This is a genomic window from Paenibacillus sp. FSL L8-0470 (assembly GCF_038008625.1).
Taxonomy (GTDB): Bacteria; Bacillota; Bacilli; order Paenibacillales; family Paenibacillaceae; genus Paenibacillus_AQ.
This window is the reverse complement of the sequence record NZ_JBBOZM010000001.1, coordinates 6,851,827-6,870,134: the sequence shown is the minus strand read 5'-3', so window position 1 is coordinate 6,870,134 and position 18,308 is coordinate 6,851,827. Positions and strand designations below refer to the sequence as shown.

Sequence of the window (18,308 nt, the reverse complement as noted above, 5' to 3'; positions counted from 1 at the left end):
GATTTTGAAGTGATATCCCGTCAGACTTGCTGTTTTCGCGCTGTAAAGTTTGATACGATACGCATAGAGAACAGGAGATTTCAGCGGGAGGAAATCATGATACAATACACGGGAATTATTCTGACAGGGGGGGCTTCGAGGCGGATGGGCAGCGATAAAGCGCTGCTTACACTTGCCGGAGAACCTGTGATTGCCCGGCTGGCGGACGAGTTGGCCAAGCTAGCCGAAAGTACGGTCATTGCCTGCGGTCCCCTGGAGCGCAGGGAGTATGACTTCTTGCAGCTCCCCCAGATCACGGACCATTATCAAGGCTGCGGCCCTCTGGCAGGTCTTCATGCGGCGCTCAGCCATTCACCAACGGAATGGAATCTGGTAGCGGCTTGTGATCTGCCGTTTGCTTCGGCGTTATTTCTGCAGTACATACTCAGCTGCCATGCGGCAGCGTATCCCGAGACAGTGAGGCATAGAGCCGGTTTCGGCGCGTCTGCCGCTGTTCCGGTGTCCGCCTCCGGCCGGACGCAGCCCCTGCTCGGGCTGTATCATAAGCGGACACTTCCGGCGCTGGAAGCAGCACTGAGCGGTGGAAGGTTCAAAGTCATGGAGTGCCTGGAGAAGCTGGACGTTCTATATGTTCCAGAATCCGGCTTTACGCCTAGCCAGCCTACGCCCTCCCCTTTGTACAATATGAATACAACGGCTGATTATTTGGCTGCCGTCAAGCTGCTGTCACAGCTCGAGGATCCTTGCTGAGAGCACTAATTTTTCCTTCGTTTAACTTCAGTTTACAAAGCAGCGTTAATGTGGAGGGGAAGACGGACAGGAGCGGAACAGCTCCGAGATCTATCCGTCAGAAAAGAGGAAGTTCTATGAATAAATCCAAATCTTCACGGAAGCAGGGAGCGGCCTTGAAGCCGTTCCTGAAACTGCTGCATGAGACGAAACCCTCCTACGGGCTGCTTGCTCTGGCGGTAGGGCTTAGTATGATATCGACACTGGTGGGCCTGGTCATTCCTATGTTCACTAAGAATCTGGTGGACGGCTTCTCGCTGGCCTCCATCAGCAAGCTGCAGATTGCGGGAATTGCTGGAGCTTTTGTAGCCCAGACAATTGCCGGAGGCGTCTCCATTTATTTGCTGAACTATGTAGGGCAGAAGATTGTCGCGGGACTGCGCGACCGGCTGTGGCGCAAATTTCTTGTGCTGCCGGTGGCTTACTACAATGATAACCGTACAGGTGAAAGCGTCAGCCGGATGACAAACGATACCGGAATTCTCAAGACGCTGATCTCCGAGCATTTGGCCAGTTTATTTACCGGGGTAATCTCTATCGTCGGTTCGATATCAGTACTGCTCTATCTGAACTGGAAAATGACGCTGGTGCTGTTCACGGTGCTTCCGCTGTCCGCACTCATTCTGGTGCCGCTGGGCCGGCAGATGTACAAAATCTCCAAGGGCACTCAGGATGAAACAGCGTCCTTTACCGCTACACTGAGCGGTGTGCTGTCCGAAATCCGGCTGGTGAAATCATCGGGCGCGGAGCAAAGGGAATATGAAGCCGGACGGACCGGAATTATGAATCTGCTGTCCTTCGGCATCCGGGAGGGCAAAATCAGTGCGATGATCAGTCCGCTAGTCTCGTTTGTGTTCATGATGCTGCTTGTCGTCATTATCGGCTATGGCGGCATGCAGGTGTCCTCGGGTGCCTTGACTGCAGGTGAATTGGTAGCCTTTATTCTGTATTTGATCCAGATCGTGATGCCGCTCACCCAGCTGACCCAATTCTTCACCCAGGTGCAGAAGGCCAAAGGTGCCTCGGAACGGATCATTGAAACACTGGCTGCGGAAGAGGAGATTTATGAAGGGTCAGAGGAAGCGGATGGATTGCAGGGACCGATTGCTATAGAGGATTTAAGCTTTGGCTATAAAACAGGTGAACAGGTGCTGGACAAGGTCAGCTTCTCCATGCTGCCGGGTCAGGTTACGGCGATTGTCGGACCAAGCGGAGGCGGCAAAACGACGTTATTCTCAATGCTGGAACGGTTCTATGAACCGCAGCATGGCGTCATCAAGGCGGGTGGTAAGCCGTTGTCGGCATTTTCCCTGCGTTCCTGGCGCAAGCTGATCGGGTATGTCTCGCAGGAAAGCCCGCTGCTCTCCGGCACGATTGCCGACAATCTCGGCTATGGTCTGGACCGGAAGATCAGCGAGGAGGAGATGCGCCGTGCTGCGGCCATGGCCTATGCCGACGGCTTTATCCGTGAGCTTCCGGACGGCTATCAGACGGATGTGGGGGAACGGGGCGTGAAGCTGTCCGGCGGACAGCGCCAGCGGATTGCCATCGCGAGGGCGCTGCTGCGTGATCCGAAGATTCTGATGCTGGACGAAGCTACCTCCAGTCTCGACAGCCAGTCCGAAGCAGTGGTGCAGAGTGCGTTATCGAACCTTATGCAAGGCCGGACCACGATTGTGATCGCCCACAGACTGGCAACCGTGGTGAATGCGGATCAGATTATCTTTATAGAGAAAGGCCGGATCACCGGCAAAGGAACGCACGAAGAGCTGCTGCGCAGTCACGAGTTGTACCGGGAATTCGCGGAACAGCAGCTGCAGATGAACACACCGCAGCTTTTGGAGGGCGGTAAAGAGGAGGCTACAGCAGAATATGGCCAAAATACTGGTAGTGGACGACGATCCGCACATCCGCGAATTGGTGGAGCTGTTTCTGAGAGCTGAGGGGATGGATGAGGTCTACGGCGCTTCCGATGGGGTGGAGGCGCTGAGGCTGCTTGAGGACAACAGCGTGGATCTGGCGATCATCGATGTGATGATGCCGAAGATGGATGGCTGGGAGCTGTGCCGCGCGCTGCGGAAAAGCTATGATTTTCCCATTCTGATGTTGACAGCCAAAGGGGAAACCTCACAAATTGTTAAAGGCTTCGAGCTGGGCACGGACGATTATCTGGTGAAGCCGTTTGAACCGCTGGTGCTGATCGCCAGAGTTAAAGCGTTGCTGAAGCGGTACCAGATTTCCTCCGCACAGAGTGTAAACGTCGGAAATTTGCGGATGAACCGCAAGACTTATGAAGTCTCCTCGGAGTTTGGGGAAATCACGCTGCCGCTGAAGGAATTCGAGCTGCTGTTCAAGCTGGCAAGCTATCCCGGGCAGACATTGACGCGCGACAGGCTGATTGAAGAAATCTGGGGTTATGATTTTGGGGGCAATGAACGGACGCTGGATGTGCATGTGGGCCGTCTGCGCGAACGTTTCCCCCGGGAAAAATATGGCTTCAATATCCGCACCATCCGTGGGCTGGGCTACCGTCTGGAGGTGGTTAATGGATGAGAAGACTTGGCAGGATTATGAGAGAAATCCTTGGAATGGGGATATTGATCGCTGCCCTCTATGCTTCCTGGAATGGGGGATATTACGGTGTAAAGCTGCTGTCGGGACATTTTGAATGGTCTCTGTCCCCTTATGGATCGGGGCTGCTTGTTATGGCGCTGCAGTTTCTTATTCTTTTGGTTGTGGGCGGTACCACGGCTCTTATCGGACATGCCAGGGGGGATGAGAGAGCATTCTATATTCCCATCCTGACAGCAATGCGGCAAATTTCCAAAGGCAATTTCAAGGTGGAGCTGGAAAACAGCAAGCGTTATGGGCAGTTTGGCGGAATCGTGGAGGGGATTAATGAAATGGCCAGCGAGCTGGGCCGGATGGAGATTATGCGCCAGGATTTCATCTCCAACGTCTCACATGAGATCCAGTCGCCGCTCACCTCGATTCGCGGGTTTGCCCGTGCGCTGCGGGAAGAGGGCCTTAGTGCAGACAACCGGAGACATTATCTGGACATCATCGAAGCAGAGGGCAGCCGCCTCTCCGGGCTCAGTGACAATTTGCTGAAGCTGTCGGCATTGGAGGCGGGCAGCTTTCCGTTTGAAGTGAAGTCATACCGGCTGGACAAACAGCTTCAAGATATGATTCTGGCCTCGGAGCCGCAGTGGCTGGATAAAGAGATCGAGTTGGAAGCCGAGCTGGAGGAGATTTCGGTGGACGCTGTGCAGGATCTGATGAGCCAGGTATGGACCAACCTGCTGCATAACAGTATCAAGTTTACCCCTGAGGGCGGGCTTATCACCATACGCGTGCATCATGCAGAGGGTCAAGCCATTGTGGAAATCAGGGACAGCGGCATAGGCATCGCCGAGGAGGAGCTGCCCCGCATCTTTGAACGATTCTATAAGGCGGATAAAGCAAGAAGCGCCAGCGGAGGCGGGAGCGGACTGGGATTGTCACTGGTGAAGAAAATCGTAGATTTGCATAACGGGACGATAAACGTAACAAGCCGTCCCGGTGAGGGGACGGCTTGTACGGTGAGCCTGCCATTGCGGCTTAAATAAATCCGCCGTTTACGCGCAGCGTTTGTCCGGTAATCCACTGGGACTCTTCCCCGGCGAGGAAGCTGACGGCTCCGGCAATATCCTCAGGCTGGCCCAGGCGGCCAAAAGCATTGGCTTTCTTCAGCCCTTCAAGCTGTGCCTCGGATTTGCCTTCGAGGAATAAATCCGTGGCAACCGGCCCCGGCGCAACTGCGTTGATCGTAATGCCTTTGGCCCCGAATTCCTTGGCGAGCTGGCGGGTGAATTGTTCTACTGCACCTTTCGTTCCGGCATAGATACTGTAAGCCGGGAACATTTGGCCATCGACCGAGGTGGAGAAATTAATGACCCGGCCGCCCTCTTCCAGATGGAAGAAGGCCTGCTGGCAGGAGAAGTAGGTCCCTTTGACATTGATGGCAAACTGCTTGTCGAATTCCTCCTCGGTAGCTGTGCCAATGAGGCTGTTTATCATAATTCCGGCGTTGTTGACCACGATATCAATCCTGCCGAACAGCTCCTTGGTATCCTTGAACAACTGCTCAATCTGCGCGGGTTTGCTGATGTCGGCCTGAAGGGCGGCTGCCTTTCCGCCTTTCCCCTGAATACCCTGCACCACAGCCTCAGCTTGTTTAGGACTGCTGGAATAGTTAATGATTACAGCGGCCCCTTGCTCCGCCAGTCTCTCCGCAACGCTCCGTCCGATCCCTCTAGAGGACCCCGTAATGATAGCTACCTTACCCTCCAGGTTTTGATTCATGAATTGTTCCTCCTCAAAGTTTTGTTAGCATCACATCATGAGAATTTGCTTCGGATAAAACTGACATCGGAAGCATTTACTTAGTTTTGTTAGCATCACATCATAAGAATCTGCTTCGGACAAAACTGGCTTCGGTAGCATTCGCTTAGTTTTGTATAAGATAGCGGGTTTAACTGGTGACAGCCGCGAGGCCTCTGGCAAGTATTGCCCAGAGCTGTGCGAATTCCTGTCCGATGCTTCCGCTATGCCATTCATAGGCATGGGAGGGATGGTGGAACCGGGCCGTCGCGTAAAAAAGTGAACGGGCAATCGTCTCCGTACCGGCGATTGGCGTAATTGTGCCTTCCTGAACGCCTTTGTCGATTACACTGCCCATCTGGCTGATAATCCGCTGAATATGGGTGTCAATGAGCTCGGAGGCTTCTTCCGTAACAGATGCATACATCTTGAACATTTCGCTGTCCTGCTCGGCGTAGTGATGTTTAAGCTCGATCAGCTTTGCGATATATTTCCTTAGCTGCTCCAGAGCATTTCCGGCTGCCGCAGCTGCCGCGATCTCTGTCAGAGGGCCAAGAATCAACTCGTCCAGCCATCTTTCCGTTACAGCCTCCCGCAATGCCGCTTTGCTGGGAAAATGCCGGTACAAGGTACCATGGCTGACGCCCAGCAGCTTGGCTACGTCCGTCACTGAGGTTTTGTCGGGCCCGAACCTGCGCAAGGTCTGTTCAGCGGCGTCCAATATTTCCGTCTTGCTTAAAAAAGCGCTTGGTTTGTTCACGGGTGGATTCTCCCTTCGGTAGGTACAGCTTAACATGGTGGATGACAAATGACAAATTTAAATTTATGTCATTTGATTATTTATGATATTTGCCAAGGCGGCTATTCCATGCTCCATCTCATCCTCAGAGGCATAGGCGAAGGACAGGCGGAGATGTCTGCTGTCGCTGCGGTCATACAGATCCCCTGTATTTAGGAGTACTCCGGCCTGTAGTGCAGCCTTGAAGAGCCGGCGCAGCGAAAGAGCTCCGTTCAGGGAGAGCCAGATGTAGAAACCTCCGGCCGGAATGCTCCAGGAAGCCAGCCCGGCAAAATGGATATCTAGCAGCTGCAGCATGAAATCGCGCCGCCGCCGCAATTTTCCGCGCAGCAAGACGAGATGCTGCGCATGATAACCGCCTTCCAGCCAGCGCGCGGCGGCGAGCTGCGACAGGGAGCTTGCGCCGTAATCGGTCTGCATCTTGATATCGGCCAGCCGGCGGACTACCGGCTCTGGGCCGACAATCCAGCCGATGCGCAGGCCTGGGCTTGCCGCCTTTGACAGCGTGCCCAGGTGGAGCACTCTTCCCTCGCGGTCCCGGGCTTTCAGGGGGTTGGGCGGGCGGCCATCCAGCCATAGATCCTGATAAGCGCCATCCTCGAGAATGGGCAGTCCAAGTCCGCCTGCAATGTCCATTAAGGCGTCCCGTCGTCCCGCACCCATCAGAATTCCGGTGGGATTATGGAAGCTGGGGATGGTGTAGAGCATGGCCGCCTTGCTCCGGATGGCTGCGGCTGCCAGCTGATCTGTTAAGAGGCCGTCTTTGTCCATCGGCAGGCCGCTGAATTTCACTCCCGCCGACTGGAAGGCGTGGATGGAATACAGGTAGGAGGGCTTCTCCAGCAGCACCGTCGAGCCGCGCGGCAGCAGGCCCAGCGCAATGAGCTGCAGACCCTGCAGTGCGCCCGAGGTAATGAGGATGGAAGACGGATCGGCCGCTATTCCGTTCTTCGACAGCTCATGGCTGACCGCTCTGCGAAGACTAAGGCTGCCAAGCGGCTCCTCGTAGGAGAGCGGCGGAAGCAGGTTCTGTGCCAGCCCGAGCAGCACCTGCCGCATCGACTCGCCGGGCAGCAGCCCGGGCGCAGGCTCACCAGTACCGAGACGGATCAGCCCCGCTTCATATTCAAGCCTGTTGATGGCTTGTACCGCAGGCAGGTTAGGGTAGTGGATGCCTTCCTCCACGTAGTCATTCCAGTTGCCGCCAAGCTGGCCCGCAGCTCCAGTGGAGCGGGCCGCTGCATCCGGCCCGGAGGCTCCAGCCCTGCTTGAAGCGGCAACCCGGGTTCCTCCGCCCCGACTGCCTTCGATCAGGCCGAGTGCAGCGAGCTGCCCGAGTGCGGTGACAACCGTGCTGCGGTTGACGCCAAGCTGACGGCATAGCTCGCGCTGCGGGATCAGCCGCATGCCGGGAGGCCAGGCGCCGCTGGAGATTTTGCTGATGAAATAGGCTGAGATTTGTCTGTGCAGCGGCAGCGGTGAAGAGGGGTCCGGCTTCCAATGGCCGCTTATGCTTGCAGAATCATCAAGGGAAGCGGATGGAACTGGAGGAACTGCCGAGGGTGAGGCTGTAAGTGGATGAACTGATTGGCGTTGGCACGTCAAAGGACTAGCTCCTTTATATAGGGTGTAAATGCTGTTGGAACAAGTGTTTTGTTACTTGGAGTATATCACGCTTCGTCCGGCTACTATATTTGGTTGGGTAGTATCCTTAGGATTTGGAGGGTTACCTGAGCCGTTAGGGGGAGTAGGATCAATAGTGCAGCGACGGACGTGTATGTTGTTGCCATAGGTTGATTTGCAATAGACGGCAGGCTGGAAGGAGCCGGATGATGACGGATGCAATAGTGCATGGAATAATATTGGCTTTTGGGCTTATTTTACCGCTGGGGGTACAAAATATATTCGTCTTTAACCAAGGGGCGCTGCATCCGCAGTTTCACGGTGCCCTGCCCGTTATTCTGACGGCTGCCCTGTGCGATAGTCTGCTTATTGCTGCTGCTGTCGGCGGGGTGTCGCTGGTTCTGCTCTCACTGGATTGGCTGACGCCGGCCGTCTTGGGGGCGGGCACCTTATTTCTTTGTTTTATGGGCTGGAAAATATGGGCCGCCGCTCCGGCAAAAGGAGAAGCAAAACGGCTATCGCTGAAAGGGCAGGTGGGTTATGCCTTGTCGGTGTCCCTGCTGAATCCGCATGCTCTGATGGACACGGTAGGTGTTATCGGCACCAATGCACTGCAATATGCCGGAAGTGAACGCTGGGTGTTCGCGGCAGCTGCTGCAGGGGTATCCTGGGTATGGTTCATCGGACTGGCGGCAGCAGGGAGAATGCTCGGGAAAGCCGACTCCTCCGGCAAGGCGGTCAGGCTGATGAACAAGGCTTCGGCGGTGCTGATCTGGGGAATTGCCCTCTATATGGGCTTTCAATTGTGGGTAAGCTTTTAGCTCCAAATCTGCTGCCGTAAGTTGTTTTCCCGAAAAAACGGATACCCTGCTGCTGGCAGCAGGGTATCCGTTTTGACTTGCAATCATAAAGGCTAGCCGCCGATTTGCGACATGCGGCGAACCGTCGGAGTATGGCTCTGCGCCTTTTTCTCCAGCGCCAGCGCCATCTCATGGTTATGCGGCTTGTTGCCGAGCGCCTGGCGGAACAGGGCTTGCACCGCCGCCGGATCAGCGGTCAGAGGCCGTACGTTGTACTCATCCGCCCAATACAGGCAGGCTTTGATATGACCGTCCGCAGTGAGCCGCAGCCGGTTGCAGTTATCGCAGAAATGCTCGCTGACCGGGTGGATCAGCCCGAAGGTTCCCTGCGCTCCGACCACCCGCCGGTTCTGCGAAGGGCCGTTACCCGAGGGCATCTCTGCTTCCTCAGTTGCCCAGCCTGCTTCGGTACAGGCTTCGACGACCGTTTCCAGCGGCAAATAAGTCTGGCGCCAGGAATCGCTTGCGCTGCCGATCGGCATATATTCGATGAACCGCACATTCAGCGGGCTGTGCAGGGTCAGCGAGATGAAATCCTTAATTTCATCATCATTGATGCCTTTCATCAGCACAACATTCAGCTTGATCGGGGAGAGCCCTGCCGCTTCAGCGGCTTCTATGCCTTTCAGCACCTTGGCAACATCTCCGCCGCGGGTAATCATCGCAAAGCGCTCCTGTTTGAGCGAATCGAGGCTGATGTTCACCCGTGACAAGCCAGCCTGCTTCAGCAGGGCGGCTTTAGCCGGCAGCATGAGACCGTTCGTGGTTAATGATATATCTTTAATACCCGGTATAGCGGAAATCATGGATACAAGCTTCTCTAAATCCTTACGGACCAGCGGTTCTCCCCCGGTCAGCCGGACTTTGCTCAGTCCCAGGGGCGCCAGCGCCTCCACCACAGCAGTAATTTCTTCATAGCTCATAATCTCTTCCTGCGGTTGGAATTGCATTCCTTCCGCCGGCATACAATAAATGCAGCGCAGGTTGCAGCGGTCTGTAACCGAAATGCGGATATAGTCATGTAAACGTCCAAAAGGGTCCGTCAGCGGTTCCATATCGTTGCTCCCTTCATTTGTGTATCTTATTTAAATTTTAAAGATTGCTTCCGCTGCCGTCAATGGTACCGTGCATTGTTAGCTTTTAATAGGGGACAAAAGAGGAATGGCAAAGTCTAAATTTGACAATAGTACGACAATTACGGGGAATGGTCATAAAATGCTCACTGAAAGCGCTTTACAATTTCTATATAATTTAAGTGTGAAAGATTCATCTCTATTCTATGTTCACTTTTGCGCAGCTCACAGCTATGATACCGGGGCATGCACGCGGCAATAACGGCGGGTGCAGCATCCGGTCAAACCAAGTAGGGAGGATTTGCAAAATGACGATAACAACAGTTCCATCACTTGTCGTGCCGGAGGCATTTAGCCGCTGGCTGGAGAGCCGGGGATTAATATATCAGATTTTAGTTGATTTTTACGGGAGAAAACCAACGCTTTCGCTGGTTGCCCAGTGGAGCCGCAACCGCCAAATGAGCGTAGCGGCGGAAATGACGGAGGGCGGAAGGGAGCTGAAGCGTTATCTGTGCAGCCAGGAGCCTGCCCAGCTTCCGCTGATCTGCGAGAAGGAGAACCGCGAATACAAGCGGCTGATGAACGAATTGCCGCGTGAAGCCGCCCAGTTGGGCCGTGAGCAAGAATTCTGCAATGTGCTCTCCGATGTATACGCTTCGGCGGGGATTGTGTTCAAGAAATGCGGCGGCGAAGCCGATGACCATATCGCTATTGAGCTGGAATTCATGGCCGTGCTCCATGAACGGATGCTGTACAACAGCTTCTCGGTGAGAAGCGCCATGGAATTGCTGGAAATCCAGGAGAACTTCCTGGAAGAGCACTTACTGAAATGGACACCACAATTCTGCGAAAGACTGAATGCAGCTACAGACAGTCCTTTATATCTGGGGCTGAGCCATATGCTGGAGGAATTTCTGCCGCAGGATCTGCAGATGCTGCGCGCCTGGAAGTCTTCGCTGGAGAGCAGCGCGGCAGCCATGGTTTAACCTGGACCAAGTAACGGTAACCGGCCGCTATCTATAGACTATGTATGCTTTCATATTAAGCACAAACAAAAGGCGCCTCTCCAAATTGTGGAAAGGCGCCTTGTTTATGAACTTTTGGTTAGTGTCCTTAGCTCTATTCAATAACCTTTTTGCTGCGGAATTTCATTAGGAATTCATAGACTACAGGTACAACGACCAGTGTCAGCAGGGTGGAGCTGATCAGACCGCCAATAACGGTCACGCCAAGTCCTTTAGAGATAATGCCGGCGCTGTTCTCAAGTCCTGTAACCAGCGGCAGCAGAGCGCCGATCGTGGCGAGAGCCGTCATTAGAATTGGACGCAAGCGGGTGCCTCCGGCTTCAAGCAGTGCCTGACGGGTAGACATCCCTTCTTTTTCCTTGTGAATAACCCGGTCGATCAGTACGATCGCATTCGTTACGACGATACCGATCAGCATCAGTGCCCCCATCAGCGAGGAGACGTTTAGGGTTTCTCCTGCCAGCAATAGAGCGACGAGTGCTCCGATTACAGTGAATGGCAGTGAGAACAGGATCGCGAATGGTGCCAGACCGCCACCGAAAGTAACCACAAGCACAAAATATACAATGGCAATAGCGGCCGCCATCGCAAGTCCGAGCTGGCCGAAGGTTTCATTGATTTGTTCGGTAACGCCGCCGAAGGAGATGGTAACTCCGTCAGGCAGCTTCAGGGCGTCGATCTTTTCCTTCACGTCATTTGAAGCGCTGTTTACATCGGCAGCAATGATTTCAGCGGTCACATTAACGCTCATTTTGCCGTCAATGCGGGTAATTGAGTCCGGAGATGTGCCGTTCTCAATCTTTGCCACTTCGCCGATCGGCACTGTAAAGCCCAGCGGTGAGGTCAGCGTAGCCTCCTCCATTTCCTGAATACTGCTGTACGTATGGGTGTCGGCTTCAATATAGACATTATAGTTTTTGCCATCCACTTCCACCTCTGTCATTACAGGGCGGGCATTAACCGGACTCAGCTTCATGGCAATCTGTCCGGCAGTGAGGCCAAGCGAACTTAGCTTCGCTTGATCGGCAACCACGGTGTATTGTTCGTAACCTTCAGCAAGGCTGGTTTCCCCATCCTTGAAATTAGCGGTATCGGCATTCACGATGCCTGCTATCTCATCGGCTACCGGTTTCAACTGATCCAAGGTGTCACCAAAAATATTCACGGTCAGCGTATTGCCGCCAAGGCCTCCGCCCATCATGCCGGACATATCGCCCCACACGCCTTCAGGAACCTCCTTGGTCAGCCCTTCAATCAGATTTTCCTTAACTGTATCGAAATCTGGAGTATCACTGTCATAGGTAATATAGAAGAGACCTGAATTGCTGGAGCCCATTCCCATAAATCCACCGCCACCGATGGAGTATTGCATGTTGTCGATATGCTCTTGGGCCAGAATGTACTTCTCAGCCTTCAGTCCTTGTTCCTGGACATCTTCAGCGGTTTGCCCGGCTTTTGGCGCATAGGTCATGATGACACTTTTATCTTCCTGTGAAGGCATGAAGCTTACCCCGATCGGTTTGATCAGGAACAAGCTGCCAACCAGCAACAGAACCGCGACCCCGAAAGTAACCAGCTTATGGGAAAGGCACCAGTTCAGAATCTTTTGATAACCCAGAGCCATTTTGCCCGGTTTCTCTTCATGGTTTTTCTTGCCTTTCTTCAGTCCGTTACGGAACAGCGTATGCGCCAGTGCCGGCACAAGTGTGATCGCCACAACCAGAGAAGCGAGCAGGGAGAATACCATGGTCAGTGCAAACGGCAGAAACAGTTCCCCCACCATGCCGCTGACAAAAGCAAGCGGAAGGAATACGGCGATCGTTACAATTGTAGAAGACATAATCGGCACGAACATTTCGCTTGTAGCCGCGCTGATCAGCTCCCGGCCGCGCAGCTTCTCACCCGACAACGTCATACGCCGGTATATATTCTCAATGACGACAATCGAGTCATCGACAACCCGCCCGATAGCTACGGTCATCGCGCCGAGCGTCATCATATTGAGCGTGATATCCATTTGACGCAGGCATAGAACAGCGATAAGCAGCGACAAGGGAATAGAAATGATCGAGATGATAGTTGAACGGATATTCCGCAGGAACAGCAGAATGATCAGTACGGCGAACAAAGCGCCAAAGACTGCCTTGGACAGCATAGTGTTTACGGAATCCTCAATCGGCTTGCCTTGGTCGAGCAGAACCGTAAGATCCATAGATTTATACTGCTGCTTCAATTCTTTCGTTGTATCTTTAACGCTGTTTACAACTTCAACGGTATTGGCGTCATTGGACTTAACAATTTGAATCCCGATAGATTCTTTGCCGTTGGTACGGGAGATGGATTCGGACTTGCCGATAACCTCAATGGAGGCAAGTTCACCCAGCTTCACCGTCGGCAGGCCAGTTGGTACTCCCGCGCCCGCGCCTGTTCCGGCGGAACCACTACCAGCAGTACCAGTACCGGCTGCACCGGCACCACCGGCAACAGCACCACCACCACCAGCAACAGCACCACCACCGGCACCTGAACCTGCTTGTGCGCCCGCAGCTGAAGGCACAAGCGGAATCGTCAAATTCTTAAGATCGTCTACTGTGGTAATATTGCCGTCTACAACAACGGCCTTTTGTGATTTCTCCATTTCGAACAGTCCCAGCGGAACACGCAGAGAGGAGGCTTGAACGAGCCCTTTAATGGTATCCTCTGTCAGCCCGTATTGCTTCAGTTTGTCCTGGTTGAATTTCAGGGAGACCTCCTTGACGTATTGCCCGGAAATCTGCACGGAAGCAACACCTTCGATATCCTCCAGGGCAGGACGGATATCATTCTCCGCGATGCGGGTCAGCTCTTCCAGATCCCCGGATTTGTCATCGGACAGACTCAGCGAGATAACTGGCAGTGAGCTCAGGCTGAAGCGGGAAATGGTCGGCTTCTGGGCATCCTCCGGCAGAGCGACATCGTTCAAGGCTTCACGAACGGCTGCTGTGGCATTATCCAGATTCGCGCCGTAATCAAACTCGATTTGGATGTTGGAAGCATTCTCGAGCGAGGTGGAAGTGATCATCTTGACGCCATCCACATTGCGGAGCTTCTGCTCCAGCGGCTTGCTGACATCATTCACAACACCCTCCGGTGCTGCACCTGGATAAATCGTTGTCACGCTGAGATAAGGAATACTGATATTAGGCAGAGTTTCCTGCTTCATGGTCAGGCCGCTGTACAAACCGGCGAATACAATAATAATGGTTAGCAGCCATATCGCGAATTTATTCTTAAGCGAGAAATTAATTAAGCTTTTCATAAGTAGTGTTTCTGCTCCTCTCGGACTTTCCTGTGGAAAGCCTCTATTTATATTTACTGGCACTGCCTATCCGGACGTCTTCTCTCTGTTTCCACTTCCTTTGGTCTTAAGGGTTAATATAAACCGCATGTGTTCTGCATGTAAGGAGAAATCAGCTTATTCAGATCCTGCAGTTCCTTGTCCAGCGCAGGGTAGCTCTGCAGGTTGGACAGCATTCCCCGGACAATTGCCTTACGTGGATGTGGCATGAGAATCTCACTTTCCAGAATTCCCAGAGATTCAAGCCCTTCTTCCAGACTTTGCGTGTCTACGGCGGAAGTAGCGCTGAGCAATACCTTCATTTCTTTGATCAGCTGCAGCGGACTTTTGCGCGGGTTGTCTCCGTGTTCCTCCAGCCACTGTATGAGGAAAGCGGAGGAAATCAGGGGATCAGGCTTGCCGGCGAGCAGACCCGCGACAACGATGTCCAGCAGATCCATAAGATGGTCGGCCATACGTGCGATAGATACAGGCGATCCTTGATTGAAAATAACCCGGATATAGGAGTGGATCATCCCGCTCCCAAGCAGGCTTAGGTCTCCTGTATAAGCCAGAATATCGGGCCCGTACAGGGTTTCGAGTTTATTCTGGAACCAGGTCAGCAGGGGAGCGTTGCTCTTGCGTAGCCATTCCGGCACTTCCATTACGCCTTTTCCGGCAAATTCCTGAATTTGACGCTGCAAAAACTCGCGAAGCTCGTATACATGATTAAGCAGGATCTCGACCTGGTTGCGCAGCTTCTCCCGCGGGCTTCTCCGGCTCTCCAATTCCTCGCGCTGCAGGGGATCACGAATCATGCGGAAGCAATATATGTAAATGCTGCGTTCCAGCTCTTCCTTGGACTTGAACACCAGGTACAGGCTGCCCTTGGAGATTCCGCATAGCTCAGCAATTTCCTGCATAGAGGTGGAGGATGAGCCTTTTACAGCGAATAGCTGCATGGCTGTTTTGATAATCTGTTCTTTTTTGTTTGCGTTTTTGTCAATCACAAAGAGGTATAACTCCTTTCCTGACTATTGGGTTCTGTAAATGACTCTAAGGTCAAGCTGATTATATTATATAATTTGCGGCAATACAAATTCCTGTATGGAGAGTTTAGCTTATTATTGAAATTTTTGTTTTGCAGACGATTCCAGTAGGAAGAAAGAGATTATTCATGTAATATATAAATGTGTCATTTTAGTGATGTACGGAAGAAAGAGAAGGTAGGTTGCATATGAGAAGAGGATTGCAGGCGATAATCATTATCGGGGCTTTACTGGCATTTTATTATTTTGGTTTTGGTTTACTTGGAAGTACCGCCGGTACAATCATCAGTATTTTCTCCACGTTGACCGTCATTTCGATCGGTCTGGGGATTTTTATGGAGAATCGCAACCCCTCCACAACGATGGCCTGGATTCTGCTGCTTGCCCTGATTCCGGTAGTGGGACTCGTCTTTTATTTCCTGTTCGGACAAAATGTGTTCAAACGGCGTAAATATGATAAGAAGGCCCAGCGGGACCTCATGGCTTATGAACGGATTGAAAATGATGCCCTGCGGATGCACCAGGACTGGTCGGTCTTTGATCCTGCCCGCCAGAAGCTGCTGGGATTATCCCAGAGGCTCGCGCGGACGCCGATTTCTTTTAATTCAGAAACGCGGATTCTTACCAATGGGGAAGAAACCTTCGGCACTCTGCTGGTGGAGCTACGGCAGGCCCAGCATCATATTCATATGGAATATTATATTTTTCGGGCAGATCATATCGGCACCCGCATTCAGCAAATTCTGATCGAGAAGGCCCGTGCGGGTGTTACGGTCAGATTTATGTATGACGCTGTAGGAAGTATTCAGCTTTCCAAAGCGTTTCTTAAGGAATTAAGCGATGCAGGAGTGCAGGTTGCCTCATACGGCAACTCCACCTCTTTTTTCTCCAGCAGGGTTAATTACCGGAATCACCGAAAAATTGTTGTCATAGACGGCGATGTCGGATTTATGGGCGGGCTTAATGTTGGTGATGAATACTTAAGCCGCAGCAAAACGTACGGCTTCTGGCGCGATACCCACATGCTGCTCAGAGGCGAGGCAGTGCGTACGATGCAGATTATCTTCCTGCAGGACTGGATGCATACAACGGGTGAGAAAATACTGGAGCAGGACTACCTCTCGCCACAGCTGCGGTTCACAGCCGGGGATGGAGCTGTGCAGATTATTGCCAGCGGACCGGATAACGAACGGCGTGCGCTGAAGAATATCTTTTTCTCCATGATTACCTCCGCAGAGAAATCGGTCTGGATTGCCAGCCCGTACTTTATTCCGGATGAGGATATCTTGACCGCCCTGCGTGTAGCGGCAATGTCCGGACTTGATGTGCGGCTGCTGTTCCCCGCCAAACCGGATAAATGGCTGCCGTTTCTGGCGTCGCATTCCTACTTCCCGGCCTTGCTGGAATCGGGTGTGAAGATCTACGAATACGAGAAGGGCTTCATTCACTCCAAGCTGCTGATTACCGATGGTGAGATAGCCACAATTGGTACTGCAAACATGGACATGCGCAGCTTTCACTTGAACTTTGAGGTCAATGCGCTGCTGCTGCAGACAGAGAGCGTCTCCCGGATCGTTGCTGATTTTGAACGGGATCTGCTGTCAACCCGCCAGATTGTACATGAGACCTTCATGAATAAACGTCTCCTGGAGCGGATGCTGGAATCTGCAGCCCGGCTGATGTCGCCGCTGCTCTGAGTACGGAAAGATAACGGACAAGTAAAAAACCGCCGGAAGAAGCTGATTGCAGCTTTCCGGCGGTTTTCTGTAGATCAGAATGTTGTCAGACCCAAGCGGGTCTGCATACGGTAAATTATATATTTGAGCCAGGTCACCTCGCTTTGGTAATCCTCCAAGGGCAGGCTGTATTCCGCCCCCTCATTGTTCCAAATTGTGTTGAAGTAGCTCTCCATCTCCGCATAGAGCGGCTGATCCTGCGGCACGGACACCCAGAGATTATTCTCCAGATTATAGTCGTCCAGGTTGCGGGCCGTGAAGTTGGTGGAGCCGCCGAGGACGATTGAGCTGCCGGTCGCTTTGGCAATGAACAAGAGTTTGGTATGATACTGCTCCTTGCCCGTGTTGTACCAGCGGATAGCAATCTTGCCATCCGAACGCCGGTTTAGTTCCCAGGCCACCGGACGGTTCGGGATGCCGATTTTATCACGGCCAAAGGCGTTTTGGTTCGGGTCCAGCAGGAGGCGCACCTCTGCGCCGCGTGCGGATGCTTCCTGCAGTGCATCAATAATGGTGTCGTCGGCAAGATAGAACATGCCCATCCAGAGGATGTCGCCCTTCTGGGCCGCACGGATTCCTTCAAGGGCGTATTTGTTTACCTTGCCCTCGGTTAAATATCGTACCTCCAGCGGACCGCCTGCGGCAGTTTCGCTCCCCGTGAGTACGGGATCTTTGCCAAGCAGCGGACCTGCTCCGGACAGGTCTGCTGCGGCCTGCTCAGTCTTCAGGATATCAGCGATAACGGGACCGCTTACCTCCAGCGCGATATTGGAATGATAAGCACTGGCGTCATGGACATTGCCGGAGGATACCAGAGCTGTATTCTCGCTGACTACAACTTTGCGGTGATTGGCCTTTACATTCAGCAGCTTCATATATGAGCGGGCTGTGATATCAGGCCCTCCGCTGGCCATAAGATTAGGAATCCAGCCTGTACCAGTCTGCCCAAACCACTGGATAAAGGTCCGCCATACGGCTGAGTAGGCAGGAGTAGAGTCGCGCAGCGCGTCTACATCAGTCAGAATGACTTTAATTCCCGCGGCTTTCATCTCTTCCAGCAGAGGATTGGGGGCAGAGCCGTAATTAGTGTTGACCTCATCGGTGATAAAAACAACATCCATAGCGGGGTACGCTATTTTCTGCGCGATAAGCTTATCGGAAAGCTCCCGGCTGACCGCAGGAAACTGCTGATCCTTATGGGTATACCCATTGAACAGAAATAAGTCAACGACCAGAAACTCCCGCGATTCTTCGATAATTTGCAGTATCCTCGGCAGGATCTGCTCTTCCCGGTGCTGCGACCCGTTGTCGCCCTGGTAGGTTAAATCATGCCAAAAGTGCACATTTTGAACCTTGTACACCGGGCTTTCAGAAGAAAGGCCCGGAGGCAGCAGTTTATGGGTCTGGTAAATCATCACACCAGCCAGCCATAATACGAGCACAGCAGCAGCAAGCAGCCATAAGCGGCGGCTTGGGGGGAAGCGTTTTTTTGCAGCAAAGGATAAGTCCAATTCCATATTATAAGTAGATTGAAGGGTTGCGGGCATAATGGGATGTTTGCGTCGATTCATGGGTTAATCCTCCTGAGTATCCGCAGTGTCAAGCCAGTTCTTGTAGCCTGCGTTGGCATTGTAACAACCTATTAACACCCGTGGGGGAGAAGTGAAGCAGCAGCT

At 53.0% G+C, this 18,308-nt stretch carries 14 protein-coding genes; 7 read left to right on the top strand and 7 right to left on the bottom strand.

Annotation, left to right across the window (positions count from 1 at the left end):
• Positions 1–96 precede the first annotated feature (96 nt).
• From mobA to NST99_RS31330, 4 genes are all read left to right on the top strand, one after another.
• Complete coding sequence (gene mobA / locus NST99_RS31345; protein ID WP_341096874.1) at positions 97–750, top strand: molybdenum cofactor guanylyltransferase; 654 nt, start codon at positions 97–99, stop codon at positions 748–750.
• Between the two features lie 116 nt (positions 751–866).
• Positions 867–2,732 (top strand): ABC transporter ATP-binding protein, encoded by a 1,866-nt coding sequence (locus tag NST99_RS31340; RefSeq protein WP_341096872.1) that lies wholly within the window; start codon positions 867–869, stop codon positions 2,730–2,732.
• Complete coding sequence (locus tag NST99_RS31335; protein WP_341096869.1) at positions 2,662–3,342, top strand: response regulator transcription factor; 681 nt, start codon at positions 2,662–2,664, stop codon at positions 3,340–3,342. The genes NST99_RS31340 and NST99_RS31335 overlap by 71 nt, the downstream gene beginning before the upstream one ends.
• Complete coding sequence (locus NST99_RS31330) at positions 3,339–4,397, top strand: sensor histidine kinase (RefSeq protein ID WP_341096867.1); 1,059 nt, start codon at positions 3,339–3,341, stop codon at positions 4,395–4,397. The genes NST99_RS31335 and NST99_RS31330 overlap by 4 nt, the downstream gene beginning before the upstream one ends.
• Here NST99_RS31330 and NST99_RS31325 read toward each other — a convergent pair.
• From NST99_RS31325 to NST99_RS31315, 3 genes are all read right to left on the bottom strand, one after another.
• Positions 4,390–5,133: an SDR family oxidoreductase gene (locus tag NST99_RS31325; protein WP_341096866.1), complete on the bottom strand. Its 744-nt coding sequence runs from the start codon at positions 5,131–5,133 to the stop codon at positions 4,390–4,392. The genes NST99_RS31330 and NST99_RS31325 overlap by 8 nt on opposite strands.
• Before the next feature lie 169 nt (positions 5,134–5,302).
• Positions 5,303–5,911: a TetR family transcriptional regulator gene (locus NST99_RS31320; protein WP_341096864.1), complete on the bottom strand. Its 609-nt coding sequence runs from the start codon at positions 5,909–5,911 to the stop codon at positions 5,303–5,305.
• A 63-nt stretch (positions 5,912–5,974) separates the two neighbouring features.
• On the bottom strand, positions 5,975–7,555 hold the full coding sequence (locus tag NST99_RS31315; RefSeq protein ID WP_341096862.1) for an aminotransferase-like domain-containing protein: 1,581 nt from the start codon (positions 7,553–7,555) through the stop codon (positions 5,975–5,977).
• 227 nt (positions 7,556–7,782) lie between these two features.
• Between NST99_RS31315 and NST99_RS31310 the strand changes: the two genes are divergently transcribed.
• Positions 7,783–8,394 carry a LysE/ArgO family amino acid transporter gene (locus NST99_RS31310; RefSeq protein WP_341096861.1) on the top strand — a complete coding sequence of 204 codons (612 nt, stop codon included), beginning with the start codon at positions 7,783–7,785 and terminating at the stop codon, positions 8,392–8,394.
• A 92-nt stretch (positions 8,395–8,486) separates the two neighbouring features.
• Here the strand turns inward: NST99_RS31310 and moaA are convergent, their stop codons facing one another.
• Positions 8,487–9,488: a GTP 3',8-cyclase MoaA gene (moaA, locus tag NST99_RS31305; RefSeq protein WP_341096860.1), complete on the bottom strand. Its 1,002-nt coding sequence runs from the start codon at positions 9,486–9,488 to the stop codon at positions 8,487–8,489.
• Between the two features lie 326 nt (positions 9,489–9,814).
• Here moaA and NST99_RS31300 point away from each other — a divergent pair, with 326 nt between their 5' ends.
• On the top strand, positions 9,815–10,492 hold the full coding sequence (locus NST99_RS31300; protein WP_341096858.1) for a TorD/DmsD family molecular chaperone: 678 nt from the start codon (positions 9,815–9,817) through the stop codon (positions 10,490–10,492).
• A gap of 133 nt (positions 10,493–10,625) precedes the next feature.
• Here NST99_RS31300 and NST99_RS31295 read toward each other — a convergent pair whose 3' ends face one another.
• Both NST99_RS31295 and NST99_RS31290 read right to left on the bottom strand, forming a co-directional pair.
• The gene (locus NST99_RS31295) at positions 10,626–13,829 is read right to left on the bottom strand and encodes an efflux RND transporter permease subunit (protein WP_341096856.1); all 3,204 of its coding nucleotides are present in this window, start codon (positions 13,827–13,829) and stop codon (positions 10,626–10,628) included.
• Between the two features lie 113 nt (positions 13,830–13,942).
• The gene (locus NST99_RS31290) at positions 13,943–14,857 is read right to left on the bottom strand and encodes a TetR/AcrR family transcriptional regulator (RefSeq protein ID WP_341096853.1); all 915 of its coding nucleotides are present in this window, start codon (positions 14,855–14,857) and stop codon (positions 13,943–13,945) included.
• A gap of 227 nt (positions 14,858–15,084) precedes the next feature.
• Here NST99_RS31290 and cls point away from each other — a divergent pair, with 227 nt between their 5' ends.
• Positions 15,085–16,593 (top strand): cardiolipin synthase, encoded by a 1,509-nt coding sequence (cls, locus tag NST99_RS31285; protein ID WP_341096851.1) that lies wholly within the window; start codon positions 15,085–15,087, stop codon positions 16,591–16,593.
• A gap of 74 nt (positions 16,594–16,667) precedes the next feature.
• On the opposite strand, the gene NST99_RS31280 is transcribed toward cls, so the two are convergent.
• Positions 16,668–18,149 carry a phospholipase D family protein gene (locus NST99_RS31280; RefSeq protein ID WP_445745055.1) on the bottom strand — a complete coding sequence of 494 codons (1,482 nt, stop codon included), beginning with the start codon at positions 18,147–18,149 and terminating at the stop codon, positions 16,668–16,670.
• Positions 18,150–18,308 lie beyond the last annotated feature (159 nt).